The following is a 21,814-nucleotide window of genomic DNA, read 5'->3' as shown; positions in this document are numbered from 1 at the left end:
ATCATCAATTGAATGCGGCGATCGTCAGCTGGATAACAATCCAGATCAATGTACGTATAGGTAGAAATGCCTCTGCGAGCTCTCGATGACAACAATGGCTTGGTGCAGGTTTTTGAATTTTCTTGCGCATCTCTCAGGTTGTAGACTGCCTCGCATCTTGAACAGATGAAGCGCGTACTGTCAGCCGGGTCCTGTCAATCGCACCGAGGTATAGGGCTTGCCATAAGGATGCCGTCTTTCCCGACGTAATCTGCATATGGAAAGGCCGTTGCCTATTTTTCGAAAACAAGCAGGATCGGGTTTCAAGTCTATGGAAAAAGGTGTTTTCAGCTGGGTTGCAGTACCTGCCGTTTTGGCAGTAGTCGGGTTCGCAATGGCGCTCCCTAATGCGCAAGCGGCGCAACGGGCTCCAGTGGTACTCATCGGATCGTGGCAAGCCACGGAAATCGGCGGGTCCCCGGCGAACGGTGCCGTCGATTCGAATCTGACGGTCGAAAACGACGGAAGTGTTTTCGGGTCTGCCGGCTGCAATCGTGTGATGGGCAGACTGAAGGGAGACCGGGAAAAGGTCAGCTTTGCCCCCCTGGCCACAACGAAGAAACTGTGCCCGGAAGATGTGATGAAGCAGGAGCAGGCCTTCCTTGCTGCCTTGGGTGCGGCAAAGGCCTATGTGGCCAACAAGGTGTCGCTTGAGCTGATGGATGACCATGGCAAGGTTCTGGTCAAAATGACCCGTCAGTAAGACGCGAAAAGCTACGCTAACGTAACGCCGCCAGATTTCTGGCGGCGTTTTTTAATGTCGTTACGACGCCGGTCCGGTATCGATCGGCGTGTCACTGCGGCCGCCCCATTCGCTCCAGGAACCGTCGTAAAGCCGAAGGTTTTTGGCACCGATCATTGTCAGGCCAAGCGTCAGAACGGCAGCGGTGACACCCGAGCCGCAGGAGGTGATCACCGGCTGTTCCGGATCTATTCCCGCATCCTTCATCAGGGCTGCGATCTGGTCAGCAGGCTTTATGGTCCCGTCTTCTTGCATCAGCATGTTGAAGGGCAGATTGCGAGCGCCCGGCATGTGACCGGAGCGCATGCCGGCGCGGGGCTCGGGATCTGCGCCGGTAAAGCGACCAGCCGGGCGTGCATCGAGGATCTGCGCGCTGCCCGATTGCACGACCTTCATGACGTCATCGATATCGGCCAGGGCAAGGTTATTCAACCGGGCGGTAAAATGCCGCTCCGGGCGTCGCACAGGCAGATCTTCCAACGGACGTTCTTCGGCTTTCCACTTGCGCATTCCGCCGTCCAGAATGAAGACGTCCTCCACGCCCATGACCCGGAACATCCACCAGACGCGCGGCGCGGAAAACAGTCCTATCCCGTCATAGACAACGATCCGCTGACCATCGCCGATGCCAAGCCGACGCATCTTGGAGGCAAAGACATGAGGAGCGGGTAGGGTGTGCGGCAGTCCTGACGACGGATCGCTGACATCGTCAATATCGAAGCGAATGGCACCGGGAATATGGCCTTCCATATATTCTGCGTCCGCATTTCGTCCCATCTGCGGCAGATACCAAGAGGCATCGACAACAACGAGATCAGGAGCCGATAGATTGGCTGCCAGCCAGTCCGTGGAAACGATGGGTGAGGGTGCAGTCATCAGGTCTCGCCTTCCTTCAGTCCGTGAAGTTTGTGCCAGTCATCTATGGAATGCTCCGGATACTGGTCAAAATGTTTGTGATTTTCGCCGTCCGGGACGTCCACCCACTCGGCCTTGGATGCGAGCATCAGATGGACCGTTTCCGGGGTCTTGGGTAACGGGGTGTCGATGGCGGCAGCAAGCGGGTGAATCAGGTCAGGCCAGCGCGGGTCCCATAACCACAGATGCGAGCCGCAATTGCCGCAAAAGTGTCGCTCTGCCGGGCTCTCCTTGCCATCAGTGATGGCGTGATAGAGCTTTTTGCGGCCATGAGGGTCTTCAAATTCAAGAGACCCAGCGTCGGCCATCAGATTGATTGCATATCCACCGGCACCCGTCGTCTTACGACAGATGGAGCAGTAGCAGCGGTTGAAGGGATAATAGGTCTTGCTGTCCAGCGAAAACCTTATCGAGCCGCAATGGCAACTTCCTGACAGGCGCATGTGTTTCCCTCAGTTTGCGAGTCGGCCCTCAGTCTGCTAGCCGGATACGTACCCGCCGGTTCTGCTTGCCCTTTTTCCCGGTCTTGCCGAGTTCCAGCGCTCCGATCTCCGAAGTTCTTGAAACGTGCGTTCCGCCACAGGGCTGCAGATCGACATCGCCGCCGATCCGCACAAGGCGAACCTTGCCCGAGCCCCTTGGCGGTTGCACCGACATGGTCTTCACCAGACCGGGATTGGCGTCCAATTCTTCATCGGTGATCCATTCGGTTGTCACTTCATGGTCGCCGGCAACAAGGTCTGACAGTTTTGCCAGCACCGCATCCTTGTCGAGCGTCTCGTCGCCCATATCAAAATCAAGGCGTCCTTCGGGATCCCCAATTTGGCCGCCTGTGACGGGGTAGGGCAAGGCGACGGAAAGGAGGTGCAAGGCTGTATGCATGCGCATTAGGCGATAGCGACGTTTCCAGTCCAGATGTGCGGTAACTGCGGTCCCCGCGGACGGGAGGACGCCGCCCTCTGCAGCAACATGGACGATCCGGGTGCGGTCCTCGTCATAGACCGTCGTTGCAATCGCGATTTGATCGCCGTTTTCAAGTTCAAGAAACCCCGAGTCGCCCGGTTGCCCGCCGCCAGACGCATAGAAAATCGTCCGATCAAGAATGATCCCGCCGCGTTCGTTCACCTCAACCACGTGTGCCTCGCAGGTTCGCAAATAGGCGTCATCGCGAAAGAGAGTGGTCGTCATCTGCGGGGCTCCGAACAGTCAAGTTTGGGCCACTTGAACAGGTCAGACGCGGTCGTGCAAGGGCGCGCGATGCGGAAATGTTCGGATGTTTCAATTTGCGATGGCGCGGGCAGCCAGCAGCTTTACGGCAAAAGTCCCCATGATCCCCGCAAAGGCCCAGTCAAAGGCACGCATCGCCTTGGGCGAAGACTTCATGGCTTTTTGAAAGGCGCTCGCACCGAGGACAAGCGCAATGCCGATCGGAATGCTGAGGACCACGAAATAAAAGCCAAGAAACAGCAGTTTGCCCGCCGCGTCAGGATCGGACATGGAAATGAACTGCGGCAGGAAGGTCACGAAAAACAGCACCACCTTTGGGTTCAGCATGTTGGTCGTCAACGCCTGCCCGAACACCGCCGCAAGCGGTGCCCGAACCACCTTCGTTTCCTCCAGATTGAGCGCAGAGCCATGGCGGATAGCCTGAATGCCGAGCCAGACCAGATAACCGGCCCCCAAGAGCTTGAGCGCGAAGAAGGCGGTCGGCGAAGCGGCGAGAAGGGCGGAAATGCCAACGGCCGCCAGAATGGAGTGGAGTATGCACCCGGTCAGCGCACCTGCGACACACACCAGCCCTGCCAATCGCCCAAGCGTCAGGGTCTTGCCAAGAAACAGCGTCATGTCCGGACCGGGAGTGATGATCAGAACGAGGGCCGCAGCGGTAAAGGTGAGCAGAACGCCGATATCTGGAACGAACGACATGGAAGCTCCACAGAGGGAAGATCGAATAGGAAAACTGTCAGCTGGATAGGCTTATTGCGTGATTGGCGCAATAGTCCGCCGCCAAGTCAAATCACTTCGCTTTTCACATCGAAATCAAGGGGCACTCAAAGGATGGGCGAGAACAGGCTCGCGCCTTGTGCCAGAACGCGGAAGGCATAACTGCGGTTCTCCAGATCATCGGGACCTGTTTGACGTGCGCCCTGAAAATCCTTTTCCAGCATGGCTCGGACATTCTCCACCATGCGCGGGTGGGTGAACCACAGCGTGATTTCGAAGTTGATGCGGAAGGACCGGTTGTCGAAGTTGACGGTCCCGATCGAGCAGAGCTCATCATCAACCAGTGTGATCTTCTGGTGCAGGAAACCGTCCATATAGCGGAACACCTTGACGCCGCGATTGACCATCAAGTCCGCATGGGAGTGGCTGGCGAGCCAAACGGTCCAATGGTCGGCTTTCTCCGGCAACAGGATGCGCACGTCGACCCCGCGCATGGCCGCAGCATAAAGGGCCGTTTGCACATCGATGGAGGGCACGAAATAGGGCGTTGCGATCCATAGGCGCTGCCGGGCGCGCGCCGCTGCCTCGGCAAAGGCAATGGAGCACTCTTCCAGTTCATCCGCCGGGCCGGTTGGCATCACAAGAACAGGTTCGTCCCCCGGCCGTTCAAGCCCGTGTCCACTTGGAAGCTTGAGTTCAGTGCCATTTGCCCAAAGCCAGTCTTCAGAAAACGAGAGCGCGCAGGCCATGGCCGCCGGACCCGAGACCTTCACATGGGTGTCCCGCCAGTGACCGAATTTCCTTGATTTTCCAACATACTGGTCGGAGACGTTGTGACCGCCGACCCAGGTGTGTTCGAAATCCGTGACCACGATCTTCCGGTGGTTGCGGTAGTTCAGTCGCATTGGTCCGAGCAAACGCAGGTAGCGGTGGTTTTCGTTGAAACCGGTCACCTTCACACCCGCCGCTTTCAGCCGGTTCACATAGCGATGGGTGAGCGTTCGGCTGCCAACATCGTCGTAGAGAAGGTAGACCTCAACGCCGGCCTGAGCCCGTTCGACGAGGGCATCGGCAAGGCGGTTGCCAAGTTCATCGTCCGCGATTGTGAAGAACTGAACCAGCACGGATTTCTGTGCCGCAGAAATCCCGGCAATGATCGAGTTGAACGTCTCCGGCCCGTCGATCAGAAGCTCGCACTTGTTACCCGCCAGAAAGGGAAGGCTGGCAATGCGCGAAAGAACCTTCCAGTCTTCTGTTTCGTGCTGGTCGGCCAGTTGCATGTCGTCTGCGCGGCGGCTGCGCTGCAACCGGCCCAGCCTGTGCTGGATATGGGTGTAGTCGGAGAAAGCCTTCCAGCCGAAGACGAAATAGAGTGGGACAGTGACATAGGGAATGAAGAACAGGGACAGCAGCCATGCAATCGTACCCTGGGACGTCCTGCTGTTCATGATCTCGCGGACGGCGCAAATGGCTGCCGTGACATAAATGGCGAGGAAAACCAGGGCTACGAGGCCAAGGTTGTTCGCCATCATGTCCAGAAAGGTCGCATCCTGAATGACCGTGCGAAACAACGAACGCCCGGGCAGAAGGTCGTCAGGCCCGGGCACCGGTTGGACAGTCATGATCGCAAGGTCCTGCTCAGGCGAATGGCGCTTTCAGCGTCGTTTTACGCTCCAGCCATGCCGGAACCGGCAGGTCCTTGGACCGCAGGAATTCCGGATTGTACAGCTTCGACTGATAGCGTGTTCCGTGGTCGCACAGGATGGTCACAATCGTATGGCCGGGGCCCATTTCCTTTGCAAGACGCCGTGCGCCAGCCAGATTGATGGCGGAAGAGCCCCCAAGCAGAATGCCCTCCTTCTCGGCAAGGTCAAACACCAGCGGCAGAGCTTCCTGATCGGATATTGTCCATGCGTGATCCACCTGAGCGGCTTCCACGATAGGCGTGGAACGGGCGAGGCCGATGCCCTCGGACACAGAACCACCCTCACTGGCCTTGGCTTCGCCGGTCGTGAACAGGCTGGTCATGGCTGCCCCGTGCGGATCAGCGCAACCGATGACGACGCCGGGCTTCTTGTCCTTCAGATAGGCAGATACGCCAGACAACGTTCCGCCGGTTCCAACGGCACAAATGAAGCCGTCCACTTTACCACCGGTCTGTTCCAGAATTTCCGGGCCAGTAGTCAAGAGATGGGCCTTGCGGTTGTCCATGTTGTTCCACTGGTCGGCGAAAAGAACGCCGTTCTGCTCGGTTTTTGCCAGATCTTCGGCAAGACGGCGGGCAACATGCTGGTAGTTGTTGGGGTTCTTGAACGGTAGGGCCGGAACTTCCAGAAGCTCTGCGCCACACAGGCGGAGCATGTCCTTCTTTTCCTGGCTCTGTGTTTCCGGAATCACAATGACAGTCCGGTAGCCACGAGCGCTCGCAACCAGCGCCAGACCAATGCCGGTATTTCCGGCTGTGCCCTCGACGATCAGCCCGCCTGGCTGAAGATCACCGCGCTGTTCCGCTTCAAGGATCATCTGCCGACCGGCCCGATCCTTCACCGATTGCCCCGGATTCATGAACTCGGCCTTGCCCAGAATCTCGCAGCCCGTTTCCTCGGACAAAGCATTGAGGCGGATAAGAGGAGTATTTCCGATGGCATCAACGACGGATGTGCGCACAGACATATAATCAAGGGTCCCGATTTGCGTAAGAATTGGTTTCGCAGACGCTAATCGGCCTTTGATCCGGGATCAAGCAGAACCGGGAATGACTCACGCCCTTTGCATTGAAAGTTGCCTTTCTGTTATTCCGTTCCGCATATGGATTGTCGCGGGAATTGAACTAAAATAAAACAAGCGGAAATTTGATCCGGTTTCGTGTGCCTTGCGTATTCGATGTGACAGGAGTTTTCCTGGCAGGCATGGGGAGTGAGCCGGTTGGCTGGAACGAGTGTTGATATGGAACGAAATGTAACGGGGATGGACGAGTTGCTGGCAGGTTACGCCGCAGGCACGCTTGCCGCTCCGGCGCATGCTCTTGTTGGCGCTCATCTCGAGATTTCGGGAAACAACCGAAATTACGTCGCGTGTCTGGAAGCTCTTGGCGGGCATGCGCTTGAAGGTGCCAGCCCTGTAGCCTTTTCCGACCGCGATGCGGCGCTGAGCGCCATCTTTGCGGATGAAGGGATCTCCTTGCCGCGCTCACAAAAGATTGCGACCTCTCCGGAACTTCCGGACAGTCTTCGTTGCATAGTGGGGAACTCTCTGGACAGCCTTCCCTGGAAAACCCTCTTGCCGGGTGTTCGTGAGGTGAAATTCGGTGAGATCGACGGCTGCAACGTCAACCTCCTCTGGGTTCGTCGGGGCAGGGCCATGCCGTCCCACACGCACCATGGAACCGAATTGACGCTCGTCCTCAAAGGCGGGTTCAAGGATGCAGATGGTCATTTCGTTCGCGGCGACATTGCCTTCGCCGATCACGATGTCGACCACAAGCCTGTTGCTGATGATGACGGCGAGGATTGCATCTGCTTTGCGGTGACAGAAGGCCGCTTGCAGTTGACCGGTTTGATGGGACGTCTGATCAACCCCTTTGTTCGGAACTGACCAATCCGGAAGCCCCTGTTTTGTCGTATAGACTACGAACAGAACGGAGGGCCTTGTGTCTCAATTCCCTGATAAGAAAAACGCATTTGTCGCTACACCGGAGCACGGCTGTGCGTGGATCACAGGTGCCAGCTCCGGCATCGGTCATGAGCTGGCGCTGACGCTGGCAAGGTCCGGTTGGACGGTCGCTGTTACGGCGCGGTCGGAAGCTGCCCTCAAGGCCATGGAAACAGCGGTTGGTGAAGCGGATGGCTCATCCTCGGGTCGGATCGAGGCCTTTCCCGGTGACGTCAGCAACGCGGAAGCAATGAAGGCGACGGCTTCTGCGATCGAAAGCAAATGCGGTCCGATCGCCCTGTTGGTGGCCAATGCAGGGATTTACATTTCTCAAGATGGTCTCGACAGCAGCCCGGATGACTGGAAACGGACTTTCGATGTCAATCTCGGCGGGACGGTGAATGTTCTTCTGCCGGTCATTGCGTCGATGAAAGCGAAGGGGCGGGGGCAGATCGGAGTGGTTGCTTCTGTCGCCGGGTATCGCGGCCTACCGACATCCCCCGCCTACGGGGCGACAAAAGCCGGCCTCATCAACATGGCTGAATCGCTGAAATTCGATCTCGACCGAGCAGGAATACGCATTCAGGTCATCAACCCCGGTTTCGTTGACACCCCGGCCACGAAAACAAATCCGTTCTCCATGCCCTATCTGATGACGCCGCAAGAGGCGGCAACCGCGATCATCAAGGGCCTCACCGATCCAAAGGCATTTGAAATTGCGTTTCCCAAACCCTTCGTCCGGCAATTGAAGCTGCTGCGCCTGCTGCCGTATCGGTGGTATTTTAAACTGGTGGCGAAAAACACCGGTTGGGACAAGAAGACATAAGCGAAAAGACAATAAAAAACCGGCCCTTGGGCCGGTTTTATGATTCAATATGTCAGGATTTTGCGTAGACCAGTTGCCGAACGTCTATGTTTCCGGAGCGAAAGCCTGCCTCGCAATAGTGGAAGTAGAATTCCCAAAGGCGCTTGAAGCGATCATCGAAACCGAGTGGCCGGATACGCGGCCAAGCCTCGTGGAACCGTTCACGCCAGTCTGCGAGGGTACGGGCATAGTCTTGGCCGAAAATGCGCTCGGCAGAAAGCGACAGACCTTGCTGACGCCCCATGTCGTTCAGCTTGCCCGGAGGCGGCAGCATGCCACCGGGGAAAATGTGGCGTTGGATGAAGTCCGTCCCGCGCCGGTAGTCTTCGAACATGCTGTCCTGGATCGTGACGATCTGCAGACCGGCGCGCCCTTTCGGCTTCAAACAGGACGCGAGCTTCTCGAAATAGGTCGGCCAGTACCGTTCACCCACCGCTTCGAACATCTCGATTGAGGCAATCCGATCATATCGGCCTGTCTCGTCACGATAGTCCTGAAAGCAGATTTCGATCTTCTCGTTGAGGCCCGCCTTGTGGATCCTCTGGCAGGCAAAATCATATTGTTCGCGCGAAATGGTCAGCGCCTTGACCTTCGCGCCAACTTCCTTGCCGACGAATTCAGCGAAGCCACCCCAACCGCAGCCGATTTCCAGAACACTGTGATGCGGCTGGATATCGGTGTCTTTCACCAGCGCCGCATATTTCGCATGCTGGGCCGCCTCAAGTGACTGCGCGCCTTCCTGATACAGCGCCGAGGAGTAGGTCATCGTCTCGTCCAGCCACTCGCGGTAGAACTGGTTGCCGAGGTCATAGTGAGCAGAGATGTTTCGCTTGGAACCGCGTTTGGTATTGGCGTTCAGCCAATGGCGCAGCGACAGAAGGAACCGCATGATTGGCCGTCCCTTGAGCGCTTCAAGGGTCGCTTCCCGGTTGACGCAGAAGAGTTCCAGAAAGGTCGTGACATCCGGAGAGGACCAGTAGCCTGCGGTATAGGCTTCGCCGACGCCGACGTCGCCCGACTGCACCACCATCTTCGCAAATCGGAAATCGTGGATGGTCAGGTCCGCGTCCGGACCGGCCTGTTCGCCTCTGATCAGATAGCTCTTGCCGTTCGGCAAGCGCACCGTCAAGGACCCGTATTTCAACGACATGATGAGGTTGAGCCCCAGCCGGGCCATGCGCGGCAACCCGGCCAGTTCATGGCGGGCATTGTCGCGGCGAAGCCAAATCGGATGGTGGTGTTCAAAGCTATCAATAACGCTCATTTGCTTATCCGGTCATGATCTGACTGTTGGGCGTGTTTTCGGGCTGAACCTGCCCGGAAACTGATTTTGCTCTGGAGTGGAACTTGATGCGCTTGCTCCAGAGTTTCAGGGCTTCCCAATGGATCGCTGCCATCACCTTCAGCGTGAGCAACGGTATCGAGAAGAAAAGCTTCAGAAACTGGGACGTCTTGAACGGCTGCCGCGTGCCGGAAAATGTCGCCGCCAGAATGGGGCCGTCGCCGTCCGTTTCCAGAATGCGCACGCGAACCTCATCTGCGGGGGGCAGCATCCGGAAATGATAGGTCTGGTTCATGTCCAGGAACGGCGAGACGTAGAAGACCTTGCGTTGGACCTGACGAACTCCTGCGTCGGACATCTCCCCGGCCAGCACCGGGCGAACATAGGTGTGCAGGTCGCCGAACGTGTTGCGGACCTCATAGATGATGGCAATCAGGCGGTCCGATGCATCATGACAGTAATAGACGCTCAGGGGATTGAACACGTAGCCGAGTACCCTCGGGTAGGCGAGCAGCAGAACGCGGGCGGGGGCCTCGATGCCCTCTTTCGCCAAAAGACCGTCTACGTGATCCCTTAACGAACTGCCGTCCCGGAGCCCGTGATCCTTTGCCGAAAAGGAAAACAGGTTGAAGCCTTCGACGGAGAACACCCGGCTTAACCGGTCAGCCTCGTCCAGCCTGTCGAGATCAAGCAGGATATTGAAGACGGAGTAGGTGAAGCGGTGCTCCTTCGGCTTCATTCTGTGATGCATCACCTTGCCAACAAACAGGCTGCCAGCGGCCTGCGGAGGGCGCTGGTTCCGTGTCGGGCATATGGGTGAGCGCTCTGTCATTCGGCAGCTTCCAGAACAGGTGTCGCTTGAACGGTTTCCCACGGGGCGACAGCACCGAGGGCTCGTGCAACCGTCAATCCGGAGCGAATGCCGTCCTCGTGAAAGCCGCTGCCGGACCATGCTCCGCAGAACCAGGTGTTGTTGACGCCTTGTATTTTTTGCAGCTGTTCGCGAGCAGAAAGAGCAGCGGCATCAAATTGCGGGTGGTCATACACAAACTGGGCGAACGTCTTGTCTTCTGCCGGAGGTTCCGCCGGATTGAGGGTTACAAACAGCGGCTTGGCCGGATCTATGCCCTGCAATCGGTTCATCCAGTAGCTGACCGTCACATCTGCGGTCTCTCCGGACTGACTGTCCGCCATGAAGTTCCATGACGACCAGACGCTTTTGCGCTTGGGCATCAGGCGTTCGTCGCGGTGCAGGTAAACCGTATTGGGGCGATAGCGCATTTGCGACAGGAGGCTGTGCTCGTCCTCGCTGGGATCTTCCAGCGCTGTAAGGCTTTGGTCCGTGTGGCTTGCGAGAATGACGTGGTCGAAAGTGTCGACCGACCCGGTGATGTCGCGGATATGGACCTGATTACTCTCGCGCCGAATGCCCACGACTTCCGCGCCTAGGCGCAGCTTTTCGCCGAAAGGCGCCAGCAGTTTGCTGACATAGTTGCGGCTGCCACCCTTGATTGTGCGCCAGACCGGACGGTCGAAATGCATCAGGCGATGATTTTCGAAAAAGGACACAAAACTGGTCGCCGGGTAGGCTTTCATCTCCTCGATCGGGGTAGACCAGATCGCGGCTCCCATGGGCAGGAGATACTGGTTGGCGAACGTCTCCGAGTAGCGATTTTGCGCAAGATAGTCGCCGAGCGACAGATTGCCGAGCGCTCCGGCATGAAGATCAATCGGAGCCTGCTTGTTGAAGCGCAGGATCTCGCGGATCATTTTCAGGAAACTCGGCGAAAGAAGATTGCGGCGCTGCGCAAAAATGGTGCTCAGCGAGCTTCCTGCCCATTCCAGACGGCCATTGTCAGCGGAGAACCCGAAGCTCATGTCACTGGCTTCGGTTTCGACACCCAGATAGTCCAGCATCGCGGTGAAGTTCGGATAGTTCAGCTCATTATAGACAATGAAGCCGGTGTCCACGCTGATCGGTGTGCCGTCATAATCAATGTCTACCGTGGCACTATGCCCGCCAGCGCGTGTGCGCTTTTCATAGATTGTGACATCGTGCTGCGCACTGAGCGATCTGGCTGCAATGTTGCCGGAAATCCCGGCGCCGACGACGGCAATCCGCATGGCAAGTCCCTGTTCTCGTGTTCTCAAGACATATGGGCGCGAAAGTCTCCTTAACTTTCAGGCCTGTACGCTCAACTCGCAACAGATACGCATGGGTTTTGCAGTCAGATCATGGAAAAGTTGTGTGTTTGAGATTTGGGTGGCCACTAAGCAAAAAAAGGCCTGCCGGACGACAGGCCTTTCAGCGCATGGCGTTACAAGATTTGTTTCGCGTAACCGGCCTGATCAGGCCCGTCTGGTCTCGAAGATCCAGCTCCACGCAACCTGCACGCGGCTGGCAGCGGAGGTGAAGAACCCCATGACCGACGCCCAGAGGCTTTCGCCAAAACGGGCCGCTTTCAGCAAGGCCGATTCTTGTGGCGCCTCGTCATTGGTATCCAGAAACTCGATCGAGGTCGCGTTGGCACCTTCCTGAATGATCCGCCGCGATACCGTTCTCGGTGCATCCGTTTCCAGTCGGGCCGTCTCGGTCTTCAGGATCCGGGTTGCCGGGTCGTTTGACTTGACAACAACCGCTCTGCCATCGGGCAGAAGGTGCGTTTCATTCGGGAAGATTTCGGCTTCGTAGATGACTTCGCCGTAAGTGTCGATCAGTTCCACCCAAAGGGCGGGACGACCGTCGTGGGTTTCGATCTCGCCAACCCAGATACTCAATTCTCCGTCTAGCGGAGCGGGCATTATGTCCGTTGTCGCTGCAACGGATACCAGCATGCCATCATAGGGTGAGCGCTCGTTTTCCTGCATGTACTGAAAAGCCGCAGCAAATGTTGGCAGGAACATCAGGCAAGCCGCAGCCAGTCCGGTGGTTTTGATACTCTGGTGCATTTCACGCCTCCCAAGGCCAATACAACCAAGAACCCGGGGCTAAAAAGGCGCGGAAATCGCTCTTAACGGCGTATGTCCGGATGCACTTTGTGGCCTCGGTATCGCCACTATTGCACCACATTTATTACTGTCCGTGTAATTTTTTGGACAATTCCACGTATAATTGTCCTTTCATGCTTAATGTCATTGTCTGATTGTTAAATGTGTCAGTAAAAATTGAAGCAAGGTCTTAAGGGTCAATAATAGTGACGTAGATGTGCTTGGCGGCCATTTCTGACGGAACGAAAAAAGCGCACCCGGAGATCCGGATGCGCCGTCTTGATTGACCGTGAAGCGGCTGAAAGAGGGTCAGTCTCCGTCGGCCACGCCTTCTGCTCTCAGACGTGCCCGCCGAGCCCGATAGGCCGGGAGAACGACCAGCACAACGGCCAGCAGCAGCAGACCAAGGGTCATCGGACGTTCGAGAATGAAGCCGATACCGTCATAAAGCTGCATGGAGCGGGCAAAGTTGTCCTCAAGCATCCGACCGAGAATGAACCCGATCAAAAGTGGCGCGAGGGGATAGTCTGCAAATCTGAGAACCGTTGCGCAGATACCGAAACCAACGAGGATCAGCAGTTCCGTGGAGTTGTTCTGCCCGATATAGGCACCCATCAGCGTGAAGAAGAGGATGAACGGGATCAGATATGTTCTCGGGACCGTCAGAACCTTGGCGATATAGGGGATCAGCGGCAGGTTCAGGATCAGCAGGACCACATTACCGATATACATGGAGATGATCACCGCCCAGAAGATCTCCGGAGCATCGACCATGAGGCGCGGACCCGGTGTCACGTTGAGGGCAATGAGCGCACCGAGAAGGATGGCCGTGGTGCCAGAGCCCGGAATCCCGAGGGTCAGCAGCGGAACAAATGAGCCTGTGCAGGCTGCATTGTTTGCAGCTTCTGGGGCAGCAAGTCCCTTCACAGAGCCCTTGCCGAATTGCTCCTGTTCCTCCTTGGACGCGATGTTGCGTTCAACGGCATAGCCGAGGAAGCTTGCAATCGTCGCGCCGGCGCCGGGCAGAACGCCGATCAGGAAGCCCTGAACCGACTGGCGACCGATTACCGGAGCAATCGACTTGGCCTCTTCACGCGTGATACGCAGGTCCTTGATTTCGCCGCTTGTGCCGGTCTTCGAGCGAGCAGGATCAAGTATGAGGAAGATTGCTTCAGGCAGGGCGAACATAGCCATGGCCAGGGTGATGAAGCCGAAGCCGGACTGAAGGTCCAGAATGCCCATCGTGAAGCGTGGCTGATTGAAGAGCGCCCCTTCACCCACCGTCGCCATGACGAGACCCAGCAGCGTCATCAGCATGGCTTTTGCCACCTGACCGGTTCCGGCAAAGGCGGCGATGGCGGAAAGACCAACCACCATGAGGGCGAAATATTCCGCCGAGTGGAAGAGCAGGGCGACGCTTGCCAGCATCGGTGCAAATACCATCAAAAGCACGGCGCCGATGGTGCCGCCGCTAAAGCTTGCGATGGCGGCAACGGTCAATGCCTTGCCCGCCTTGCCCTGTCGTGTGAGCGGATAACCGTCGAACGAGGTCGCAACGGTGGAAGCAACGCCGGGGGCGTTGATCAGGATGGAGGACGTCGAACCGCCGAAGATCGCGCCGTAATAGACACCAGCCAGCAGGATCAGCGCCGCTGACGGGTCACCAAGGGTGATGGCTACGGGGATCATGATGGCGATGATCGACATCGGCCCAAGCCCCGGTAGCATGCCGATGAATGTGCCGATGAGGCATCCGCCGACAACCATCAGGAGGTTGGTGACGGAAAAGGCGCTGGAAAGACCAAGCAGAATACCTTCAAGCATGTCACGCACCTCCGAGCATGAAGGATGGCCAGGGGCTCAGGAAAATGCCGAGGACTTCCTGGACAAGGTACCAGATGCCGACGGTCGCGATCAGGGCGACCGGGATCATGACATGGTATTTCCGCTCACCGAGCGTATAGAACCCGGCAAGAAGGAAGACCGACGTCGACAAGAGAAAACCGGCAGGTCGCAACAGAAGGGCATAGGCGACCATCAGGCCGAGCAGAAACAGGGCTTGGCCCAGCTTGTAGTCGGTCAGGCGGCGGTAGTTGATTTCGGGTGCCTTCTCCTCTCCCGTGCCCTTTTCAAGGCGAAACAGGATGATGACCGAGGCAATGATGGCAAGGGCGGCTATGACTTTCGGGAAAGTCGACGGCCATATCGGATTGCGCTGCATGAATGGGGGCAGTCCGCCATCCATGGTGAAAAAGGCTGTGTAGCCATAGGCTGCGCAGATTATGAGGATAATCAACGCGATCCAGCGATCAAGCGCCATAGCTCCCCCTCCTGGCGGTTATCGATTTGCATATTCGGATGGCAAAACGCGCCCGACTATGCGGGCGCGTCCGATAGGTTCGTATGGCTTAGAGGAAGCCGAGCTTCTTCATCAGGTCGCCAACCTGCTTTTCCTGGGCTTCAAGGTAGTTCTTGAAGTCGTCGCCGGACTTGTGGATGTTCACCCAGCCGTTACGTGCGCGAACTTCTTCCCACTCGGGAGTGTCGTACATTTTCGCAATGGCATCCTGATAGGCAGACACCTTGTCGGCGGAGAGACCCGGTGCGCCGAAGAAACCACGCCAGTTCACGAACTCGGTGTTGAGGCCCTGTTCCTTCATGGTCGGTGCATCCGGATAAGCCGGAACGCGGTCACCAGAGGTGACGCCGATGATCTTGACTTCACCCGCATTGGCAAGGTCGATTGCTTCGGAGAAGCCGGTGGAGAGAGCCGCGATTTCGCCGGAAAGCAGACCGGCCATGGCCTTTCCGCCAGCATCATACGGAATGTACTTGAAGGCGGTCGGATCTTCGCCGGCAGCTTCCATGGCCATGGCTGCAACCAGATGGTCCATGCCGCCCGGAACAGAGCCGCCGCCAATGGCGACCTTGGACGGGTCGGCCTTGTAGGCAGCGACCAGGTCGGTCATGTTGTTGATCGGGCTGTCCTTGCCAACCACGATAGCAGCATAGTCGCCGATCGTACCTGCAATGAGTGTCAGGTCACGGAAGCTCTGCGGGAAAACACCGGTCAGCGAGCGGATGATGATCGGGGTGGAGTTCACCATCAACGTGTTGTCGAGGCTCTGGGCGTTCTCGATCATGTAGGCAATGGCCTTGCCGCCGCCGCCGCCGGACATGTTTTCGTAGGAAGCAGTTCCAACGAGTCCAGCCTTGGTGAGGGCTTCACCGGTTCCGCGAGCGGTTCCGTCCCAACCACCACCGGCACCGCCGGGAATGATGAAGTGGATTTCGTCCACGACCTTGTCCGCAGCGGACACAAAAGTCGGGTAGGCGAGAGTAAGTGCTGCAGCTGCAGCGATGAAGGTACGGCGACCCAGGTTCAAGGGCATCTTTTTTCCTCCCAATTGACAGGGGTGGTTGGAACCAACCAAGAATAGCGAACCTGAACCAGTAAGCTGACACAAACCTGACACGGGCGCACATAAATGCGTTTTTTGCTGATAGAGGACAACGTCGAACTGGGGCGCGCCATTGTCGAGCGTCTTAGCCTCGATGGCCACGTGGTCGACCAGGCCGAGAGTCTGGCGGACGCGCGTGACCATTGTGCGACCGCAGACTATGACCTCATCCTGCTGGATATCATGCTGCCGGACGGAGACGGGAGGACGTTCCTGGCGGAACACCGGGCACGCGAAAATGCAACGCCGGTTATCGTTCTCACCGCCCGATCCGAGGTTTCGGACCGTGTCGGCGTGCTCGATCTTGGCGCGGACGACTATATCGTGAAGCCCTTCGACTTTGCGGAGTTCGAGGCCAGGTGTCGCGCCGTGCTGCGCCGAAGGGGCGGTGTGGCAGGAAATCGCGTGACACGTGGGGATTTGACCTTCGATACGCTTGCCGGAACCTTGCATGTCGGCGGCGATGACATACAGCTCAGAAACCGGGAACTGAGACTGTTCGAAATCTTTGTGAATTCACCCGGTCAGATCTTTTCCAAATCCAAGCTCGTTGATCGTCTATTCTCGTATGACGAGGATGTTTCGGAAAATGCGATCGAGGTTTATGTGGGCCGACTGCGTAAACATCTGACTCGATCCTCGGCCAATATCGTGACCGTGCGCGGGCTCGGCTACAAGCTGGAAGTCTGATGGCACCACAGGTTCACATCAAGGGATCGATCCGTCGGCATCTCATCACCATGCTGCTGATTGGCGCGGCCTTGCTCGCGGTGCTGCTGTATTTCGTTGTGCAGTCGGTTGCGCGCCAGATCGCGCAGGAGAGCCAGGATAATATTCTGGCAGCCTCGGCGACGGCGATTCTCGACAACGCAGCGGTTATCGACGGGGAGATCATGATCGACTTGCCATATTCCGCATTCTCCATGTTGGGAGACGTATCGGATGAGCGGGTCTACTATGCCATTCGCCTGAACGACGAATTTCTCTCCGGTTATGAGGACCTGACCCCGATCCGGTCAAACGGGCGATCCCCGAGAACCTTTGGGTCCATGGATTTTCGCGGCGAGGAAATTCGCACGGCCTCGCTGCAGCGACCGATTTTCCTTGGAGCAAAATCGGGAACTCTGGACGTGACTGTTGCGCAGACGATGGATGGGCAACGCAAGAAGCTTGCGCGCTTTTCGCTGATGTCCCTGATGATCGGTTTCAGCTTCTTCCTGTTGACCGCGCTTCTTGCCGCTGTGGCTGCCCGCAGTGCGACGCGCCCGATGCATCGGTTGGCGGCATCGGTATCGCGGCGCGGGCCCGGGGATCTGCGGCCAGTGGAAGCCCCGGTGCCCGCCGAAATGGCACCATTGGTCTCGTCGCTGAACAGTTTCATGCAACGTCTCAAACATTCGCTGGCAGAATCGGAAGAGTTCATTGCCGAGGCGGCTCACCGGGTTCGCACACCGCTCGCAGTTGTTCGCACGCGGGCAGAAACAACCCTTCGGCGGGTCGAAAAGCCGGAAAACCGACAGACGGTGCGGGAGATGATCCGCGCCATTGATGAAAGCTCCCGGTCGGCAGGGCAGCTGCTCGATCATGCCATGGTGACTTTCCGTGCAGATCATCTGGAGCCGAAGGACATAGATTTGCCAGCCCTCGTGATCGATCTGGTAGAGAGCCTGAAGCCGCTGTCGGAACTGAGGGATGTCGAGCTCAAGGTAGGGGCGCTGGAGCCGTCGCAGATCGCTGGAGACGGCATTCTCATCCAGAACGCTGTTCGCAACGTGATCGACAACGCCATTAAATACTGCGGGCAGGAGGGGCGTGTTGACGTTTCCGTCTTGCGGCAGGGGGAGCACGTCCAGCTGGTTGTTGAGGACAACGGCCCCGGCTTTCCCGATGATCCGGAGCAGAACCTTCTCAAGCGGTATGCGCGCGGCGAAAATGTCGCCGGCATTGTCGGGTCCGGCCTCGGATTGACCATCGTCGATCAGGTTGTCCGCGCCCATGGCGGAACGCTCGACTATTCAAACAAGACCGGAGGCGGGGCGTGCGTCACCTTATCCTTTCCCTCTTGCTGAGCCTTGTGCTCGTTCCTGTCGCCAAAGGGTTCGAAATCGAGGAGCAGTCGCGGTTTGGGCCCGGTGAAACGACGAACGTATTGAGGGTTCTGTCGACCGCCGATCTTGCGTTTATTCGGCCGATGCTTCTGCCATTTCTGTCAAAATATCCCGATGTTGCAGTCGAATACACGGTGGCCTCCTCGTCGGAGGTCATGAAAGCGGTCTTCGATGAATCCCAGTCCTACGATCTGGTCATTTCCAGTGCGATGGACCTGCAGACCAAACTGGCAAATGACGGGTTGGCGCTGAGTTACACATCGCAGGCCACGCAAAGCCTGCCCGATTGGGCGAATTGGGGCGACCAGATCTTCGCCTTCACCCAGGAACCTGCCGCAATGGTGCTCTCCAACAAGGCTTTCGAGGGGCTGGAGTTGCCGCGAACCCGGCAGGAGCTTTTGTCCGTTCTGCGTCAGTATCCGGAGCTTTTTGATGGAAAGGTGGGGACCTACGATGTCCGTCAGTCAGGTCTGGGATATCTCTTTGCAACGCAGGACGCCAGAACATCGGAAACATACTGGCGCCTGTCGGAGGTCATGGGGCTGTTGAATGTGCGGCTCTATACATCATCGGCAACCATGATTGATGCGGTTGTGACCGGAGAGCTGGCCATCGCCTACAATGTGCTTGGCAGCTACGCGATGAACAGGGCGGACAAGACCGCCTTCACGATTGTCCTGCCGTCCGATTTCACGACCGTCATGCTGCGCACGGCACTCATCCCGGTAACCGCCAAGCGGACGGATCTTGCAGGCAGGTTCATCGATCATCTCATCGAGCGCACAAATGAGGCCGGGCCGTCATTGCTCCAGCTTGGCAGTGCGGACGATCAGGTGGACGAGAACAGTCTGCGCCGCATTCGTCTCGGGCCGGGACTGCTGGTCTATCTGGACAAGTTCAAGAACCGCAGTTTCGTCAACGAATGGGAAAGCGCCATCCTGCAGGAGTAGCGGCCCTTTTACGCGTCATCGTCAATCGGGTTCGGTCCGGTATAGGTCCAGCGATAGGCGGGCGGGGTAGGCCCCTTGTTGCGCCCGCCCTGGTTCATCTGTTCCCACGCGTGGGCGATGACACCGACCGAGCGGGACAGACAAAATAGGCCGCGTGCAAGGGGCGGCGCAAAACCCAGTTCCGCATAGATGACAGCCGTTGCGCCATCTATATTCATCGGCACCGGTTTGCCCTTGCGCGTGTTGAGGGTCTTTTGAATGGCGCGGCCAATATCGGCAAATTGCCCTGAAACGATTCCCTCGCTCGCCGCCTCATCAACCAGCCGAAGAAGGCGTGGGGCTCTGGGATCCTCCGGTTTGTGAAACCGGTGGCCAAATCCGGGAACAAACTTGCTCCGCTCGTTCTGCCAAAGATCGATCATGCGCGGAGTTGCCTCCTCAAGGGGCGCACCGTCCTCGCAGGCATCAATGATCATGTGGTAGAGCTCGACGGCCTGTTCTCCCGCTCCCCCGTGAACATCATCAAGCATGTTGACCGCAGAGGCCATTGCGCCATTGAGGCCAAGTCCGCACGTGACCGCCATGCGGGCCGCAGCGATGGACGGAGCCTGTGGACCGTGATCCACGGCTGCCACCAGAGCGGCTTCCAGCAATCTTGCTTCCGGTTCGCTCGGCAAACTGCCGCGTGTCATCAGCCAGATCATCTGGGGAAACGAAACCGAGCCGATCAGCTGTTCGATCGGCATGCCGCGAAAGCGGATCTGTCCGGGCGCCATGTCGATGATCGAGGTCGACCACCAGTCGGAGACGTCGTTCTTCTCGCCGCTCATATTGCACCGTCTTCCTTCAGTTTCCGAAGCGCGTCGGAATCGATTCCAAGGTCCGACCAGATCTTATCATTGTGCTCGCCAAGCTGTGGGGGCGGGTTCTCGACATTTGGAGCCTTGCCATCCACCTTGAAGCCGGTCGTCACGACATCAATGTCTCGCCCGACGCCCGGAACATTATCAAAATGCGCGAGGAACCCGCGATCCGCCACCTGCGGAGTGGAGAGAACTTCCGGTACCGTGAGCACAGCGCCAGAGGGGACGCCGATCCGGTTGAGCTCCTTTTCCCAGTCACGTGCGGGCTTGGCCTTGAGCGCGGTTTCAAGCTCGCCCTTCAGGGCAAGGCGATTGGCTTTCCGATCTTCCCGCGTCTTGAAGTCCGCCCGTTGGCGCAAGGCGGATAGACCAAGATGATCGGTCAGGAGAACCCACTGTTCATCCTTGTTGGCCGCAATGTTGATCAAACCATCTGCTGTCTGGAAAGTGCCGGACGGAGCCGAGGTCGGGTTCTCGTTCCCATGTGCGCTTGGTTCAACACCTGCAATCAGGTGATTGGAGACAACCCAGCCCATGGTCGCCAGAACCGATTCCAGCATCGAGACATCCAGAAAGGCGCCCCGCGGACGCGCATTCAGCTGCGCGGCAATGGCAAAGGCGGCCGTCATGCCGCCAACCGTGTCGGCAATCGGATACCCAACGCGCAAGGGCGCGCTGTCCCGGTCACCCGTAATCGACATGACGCCAGATGCGCCCTGAATGATCTGGTCATAGGCTGGCCGGTGGACCCACGGACCGTCCTGCCCAAAGCCTGAAATCGCGCAGTAGATCAGGTCCGGTCTGATTTTTCCGAGGGCCTCATAACCAACACCCAGCCGATCCATGACGCCGGGTCGGAAATTCTCGACCAGAACATCGGCTGTCGCGACCAGCTTTTCAAACAGCGCCTTGCCATCCGGGTTCTTCAGATTGACGGTGACAGACTTCTTGCCGGCGTTCTGCGCCAGAAAGGAAACGCCCATGTTCCTCTTATTGAGATCAGGATCGGCACCAAGCTGTCGCGCCAGATCGCCACGACCAACGGCTTCCACCTTGATGACCTCAGCACCCATATGGACGAGCTGATGGCAAGCAAAGGGTCCGGCCAAAACATTGGTCAGGTCAAGAACACGGATTCCGGAGAGCGGCTTGGGCATGAATTCTCTCTTCGCGGCGAATGCTGCGGCAAAAGGGAAGAATAAAGCGCCGCGTCAGTTCATTGACGTCGCCCAGCTTGGTGAAATTGTCAAATGAGGTGGGATCAAGCGCACATGCCAAAAAATCAAGCGCTGAGAACATTGCAGCCCATGCGGATGTATTTGGATTTTTTGGGAAAAGAGTGGCTCCCTGAGTAGGACTCGAACCTACGACCCAGCGATTAACAGTCGCTTGCTCTACCAACTGAGCTATCAGGGATCAGCCATGTGAGGTCGGTGCGTCACCGCCCCCGTCGATGGAGATGCGTATAACAAACGCTTTGCCGGTTTGCCAAGCCCCCATTTGATTTTTTTGCGACAAATGATGAATCGAAGTGTGGATTGTGGAAAACCATAAAAGTTTCAGAGTGTTAATAAATTGGGGTTTGGCAACAAACCTGCGGCCTCTGCATCCTTAGAGCCGTGCTTCAGATGAGCGCGGAGCAGCACTTTGTTTTCTCAAGCTGTATAAACCGGCCTGTCGAAGTTTCTTGTCGAGGATGCAGACTCCCTATAGACAGTGGTCATCACGGTTTTTCGGGTTTTTGATCCGGAAATGAAACGGGAATTCGGTGAGGGGCTTTGCCCTCCAAATCCGAAGCTGCCCCCGCAACTGTTGGCGGTGAGCGGCCCTGAATAACCACTGGCACCTTGAGTGGGGCTGGGAAGGAACAGGAGCCGTATTGACCCGCAAGCCAGGAGACCGGCCGTGAGACACGAAACTCTTTGGGGCGCTGTCGGGCGGACGGCGGAAAGGGCAAGGCGAATGCATCTCAAGCTGGCATGTCCGGCAATTCGGGTGAAACCTGC

General features: G+C 57.5%; 21 protein-coding genes, 1 tRNA gene and 1 riboswitch. Of the genes, 6 read left to right on the top strand and 16 right to left on the bottom strand.

Features of this window, described 5'->3' with window-relative positions; all coding sequences use genetic code 11:
• Positions 1-373 precede the first annotated feature (373 nt).
• The gene (locus F0155_RS18645; RefSeq protein ID WP_161599838.1) at positions 374-742 is read left to right on the top strand and encodes an META domain-containing protein; all 369 of its coding nucleotides are present in this window, start codon (positions 374-376) and stop codon (positions 740-742) included.
• A gap of 60 nt (positions 743-802) precedes the next feature.
• Here the strand turns inward: F0155_RS18645 and sseA are convergent, their stop codons facing one another.
• From sseA to F0155_RS18615, 6 genes are all read right to left on the bottom strand, one after another.
• Positions 803-1,657, bottom strand: a complete 855-nt coding sequence (sseA, locus tag F0155_RS18640; RefSeq protein WP_150526069.1) for a 3-mercaptopyruvate sulfurtransferase — start codon at positions 1,655-1,657, stop codon at positions 803-805.
• On the bottom strand, positions 1,657-2,139 hold the full coding sequence (locus F0155_RS18635) for a GFA family protein (RefSeq protein WP_150526068.1): 483 nt from the start codon (positions 2,137-2,139) through the stop codon (positions 1,657-1,659). The genes sseA and F0155_RS18635 overlap by 1 nt, the downstream gene beginning before the upstream one ends.
• 28 nt (positions 2,140-2,167) lie before the next feature.
• Positions 2,168-2,884, bottom strand: a complete 717-nt coding sequence (locus F0155_RS18630) for an alanyl-tRNA editing protein (protein ID WP_150526067.1) — start codon at positions 2,882-2,884, stop codon at positions 2,168-2,170.
• Positions 2,885-2,974: 90 nt separating this feature from the next.
• Positions 2,975-3,622, bottom strand: coding sequence for a LysE family translocator (locus F0155_RS18625; protein ID WP_150526066.1), 648 nt, complete (start codon positions 3,620-3,622; stop codon positions 2,975-2,977).
• Between the two features lie 125 nt (positions 3,623-3,747).
• A complete protein-coding gene (gene cls / locus F0155_RS18620; RefSeq protein ID WP_150526065.1) occupies positions 3,748-5,262 on the bottom strand; it encodes a cardiolipin synthase in 1,515 nt (504 codons plus the stop codon).
• Between the two features lie 16 nt (positions 5,263-5,278).
• Positions 5,279-6,313, bottom strand: coding sequence for a cysteine synthase A (locus F0155_RS18615; RefSeq protein ID WP_150526064.1), 1,035 nt, complete (start codon positions 6,311-6,313; stop codon positions 5,279-5,281).
• A 273-nt stretch (positions 6,314-6,586) separates the two neighbouring features.
• Between F0155_RS18615 and F0155_RS18610 the strand changes: the two genes are divergently transcribed.
• On the top strand, positions 6,587-7,234 hold the full coding sequence (locus F0155_RS18610) for a ChrR family anti-sigma-E factor (protein ID WP_150526063.1): 648 nt from the start codon (positions 6,587-6,589) through the stop codon (positions 7,232-7,234).
• A gap of 55 nt (positions 7,235-7,289) precedes the next feature.
• A complete protein-coding gene (locus F0155_RS18605) occupies positions 7,290-8,117 on the top strand; it encodes an SDR family NAD(P)-dependent oxidoreductase (protein WP_150526062.1) in 828 nt (275 codons plus the stop codon).
• A gap of 52 nt (positions 8,118-8,169) precedes the next feature.
• Here F0155_RS18605 and F0155_RS18600 read toward each other — a convergent pair whose 3' ends face one another.
• The 7 genes from F0155_RS18600 to F0155_RS18570 form a co-directional block, all read right to left on the bottom strand.
• A complete protein-coding gene (locus F0155_RS18600; protein WP_150526061.1) occupies positions 8,170-9,420 on the bottom strand; it encodes an SAM-dependent methyltransferase in 1,251 nt (416 codons plus the stop codon).
• Positions 9,421-9,424: 4 nt separating this feature from the next.
• The gene (locus F0155_RS18595) at positions 9,425-10,270 is read right to left on the bottom strand and encodes a DUF1365 domain-containing protein (protein WP_150526060.1); all 846 of its coding nucleotides are present in this window, start codon (positions 10,268-10,270) and stop codon (positions 9,425-9,427) included.
• A complete protein-coding gene (locus tag F0155_RS18590; protein WP_150526059.1) occupies positions 10,267-11,562 on the bottom strand; it encodes an NAD(P)/FAD-dependent oxidoreductase in 1,296 nt (431 codons plus the stop codon). The genes F0155_RS18595 and F0155_RS18590 overlap by 4 nt, the downstream gene beginning before the upstream one ends.
• A 225-nt stretch (positions 11,563-11,787) precedes the next feature.
• Positions 11,788-12,387 carry a hypothetical protein gene (locus tag F0155_RS18585; protein ID WP_150526058.1) on the bottom strand — a complete coding sequence of 200 codons (600 nt, stop codon included), beginning with the start codon at positions 12,385-12,387 and terminating at the stop codon, positions 11,788-11,790.
• Positions 12,388-12,735: 348 nt separating this feature from the next.
• Positions 12,736-14,250 (bottom strand): tripartite tricarboxylate transporter permease, encoded by a 1,515-nt coding sequence (locus F0155_RS18580; RefSeq protein ID WP_150526057.1) that lies wholly within the window; start codon positions 14,248-14,250, stop codon positions 12,736-12,738.
• 1 nt (position 14,251) lies between these two features.
• Positions 14,252-14,746, bottom strand: coding sequence for a tripartite tricarboxylate transporter TctB family protein (locus F0155_RS18575; RefSeq protein WP_150526056.1), 495 nt, complete (start codon positions 14,744-14,746; stop codon positions 14,252-14,254).
• An 88-nt stretch (positions 14,747-14,834) separates the two neighbouring features.
• On the bottom strand, positions 14,835-15,818 hold the full coding sequence (locus F0155_RS18570) for a tripartite tricarboxylate transporter substrate binding protein (protein WP_150526055.1): 984 nt from the start codon (positions 15,816-15,818) through the stop codon (positions 14,835-14,837).
• A gap of 96 nt (positions 15,819-15,914) precedes the next feature.
• Here F0155_RS18570 and F0155_RS18565 point away from each other — a divergent pair, with 96 nt between their 5' ends.
• Genes F0155_RS18565 through F0155_RS18555 form a run of 3 tightly spaced genes read left to right on the top strand, consistent with a single transcriptional unit; the run spans position 15,915 to position 18,945 of the window.
• Positions 15,915-16,577, top strand: a complete 663-nt coding sequence (locus tag F0155_RS18565) for a response regulator transcription factor (protein ID WP_150526054.1) — start codon at positions 15,915-15,917, stop codon at positions 16,575-16,577.
• Positions 16,577-17,956 carry a sensor histidine kinase gene (locus F0155_RS18560; RefSeq protein WP_150526053.1) on the top strand — a complete coding sequence of 460 codons (1,380 nt, stop codon included), beginning with the start codon at positions 16,577-16,579 and terminating at the stop codon, positions 17,954-17,956. Before F0155_RS18565 ends, F0155_RS18560 begins: the two co-directional genes overlap by 1 nt.
• Complete coding sequence (locus F0155_RS18555) at positions 17,926-18,945, top strand: ABC transporter substrate-binding protein (protein WP_150526052.1); 1,020 nt, start codon at positions 17,926-17,928, stop codon at positions 18,943-18,945. The genes F0155_RS18560 and F0155_RS18555 overlap by 31 nt, the downstream gene beginning before the upstream one ends.
• A gap of 8 nt (positions 18,946-18,953) precedes the next feature.
• On the opposite strand, the gene F0155_RS18550 is transcribed toward F0155_RS18555, so the two are convergent.
• The 3 genes from F0155_RS18550 to F0155_RS18540 all read right to left on the bottom strand — a co-directional run bounded on the left by F0155_RS18550 (position 18,954) and on the right by F0155_RS18540 (position 21,224).
• A complete protein-coding gene (locus F0155_RS18550; RefSeq protein ID WP_150526051.1) occupies positions 18,954-19,775 on the bottom strand; it encodes a citryl-CoA lyase in 822 nt (273 codons plus the stop codon).
• Positions 19,772-20,965, bottom strand: coding sequence for a CaiB/BaiF CoA transferase family protein (locus F0155_RS18545; protein ID WP_150526050.1), 1,194 nt, complete (start codon positions 20,963-20,965; stop codon positions 19,772-19,774). The genes F0155_RS18550 and F0155_RS18545 overlap by 4 nt, the downstream gene beginning before the upstream one ends.
• A gap of 183 nt (positions 20,966-21,148) precedes the next feature.
• A tRNA-Asn gene (locus tag F0155_RS18540) sits at positions 21,149-21,224 on the bottom strand.
• A 293-nt stretch (positions 21,225-21,517) separates the two neighbouring features.
• Positions 21,518-21,730, top strand: a riboswitch (cobalamin riboswitch).
• The last annotated feature ends 84 nt before the right edge of the window (positions 21,731-21,814 follow it).

Origin of the sequence: Roseibium sediminis, assembly GCF_008711325.1 — a bacterium.
Classification (GTDB): Bacteria; Pseudomonadota; Alphaproteobacteria; order Rhizobiales; family Stappiaceae; genus Roseibium; species Roseibium sediminis.
The sequence above is the reverse complement of the archived record's forward strand: the minus strand, read 5'-3'. Positions and strand labels throughout refer to the sequence as shown.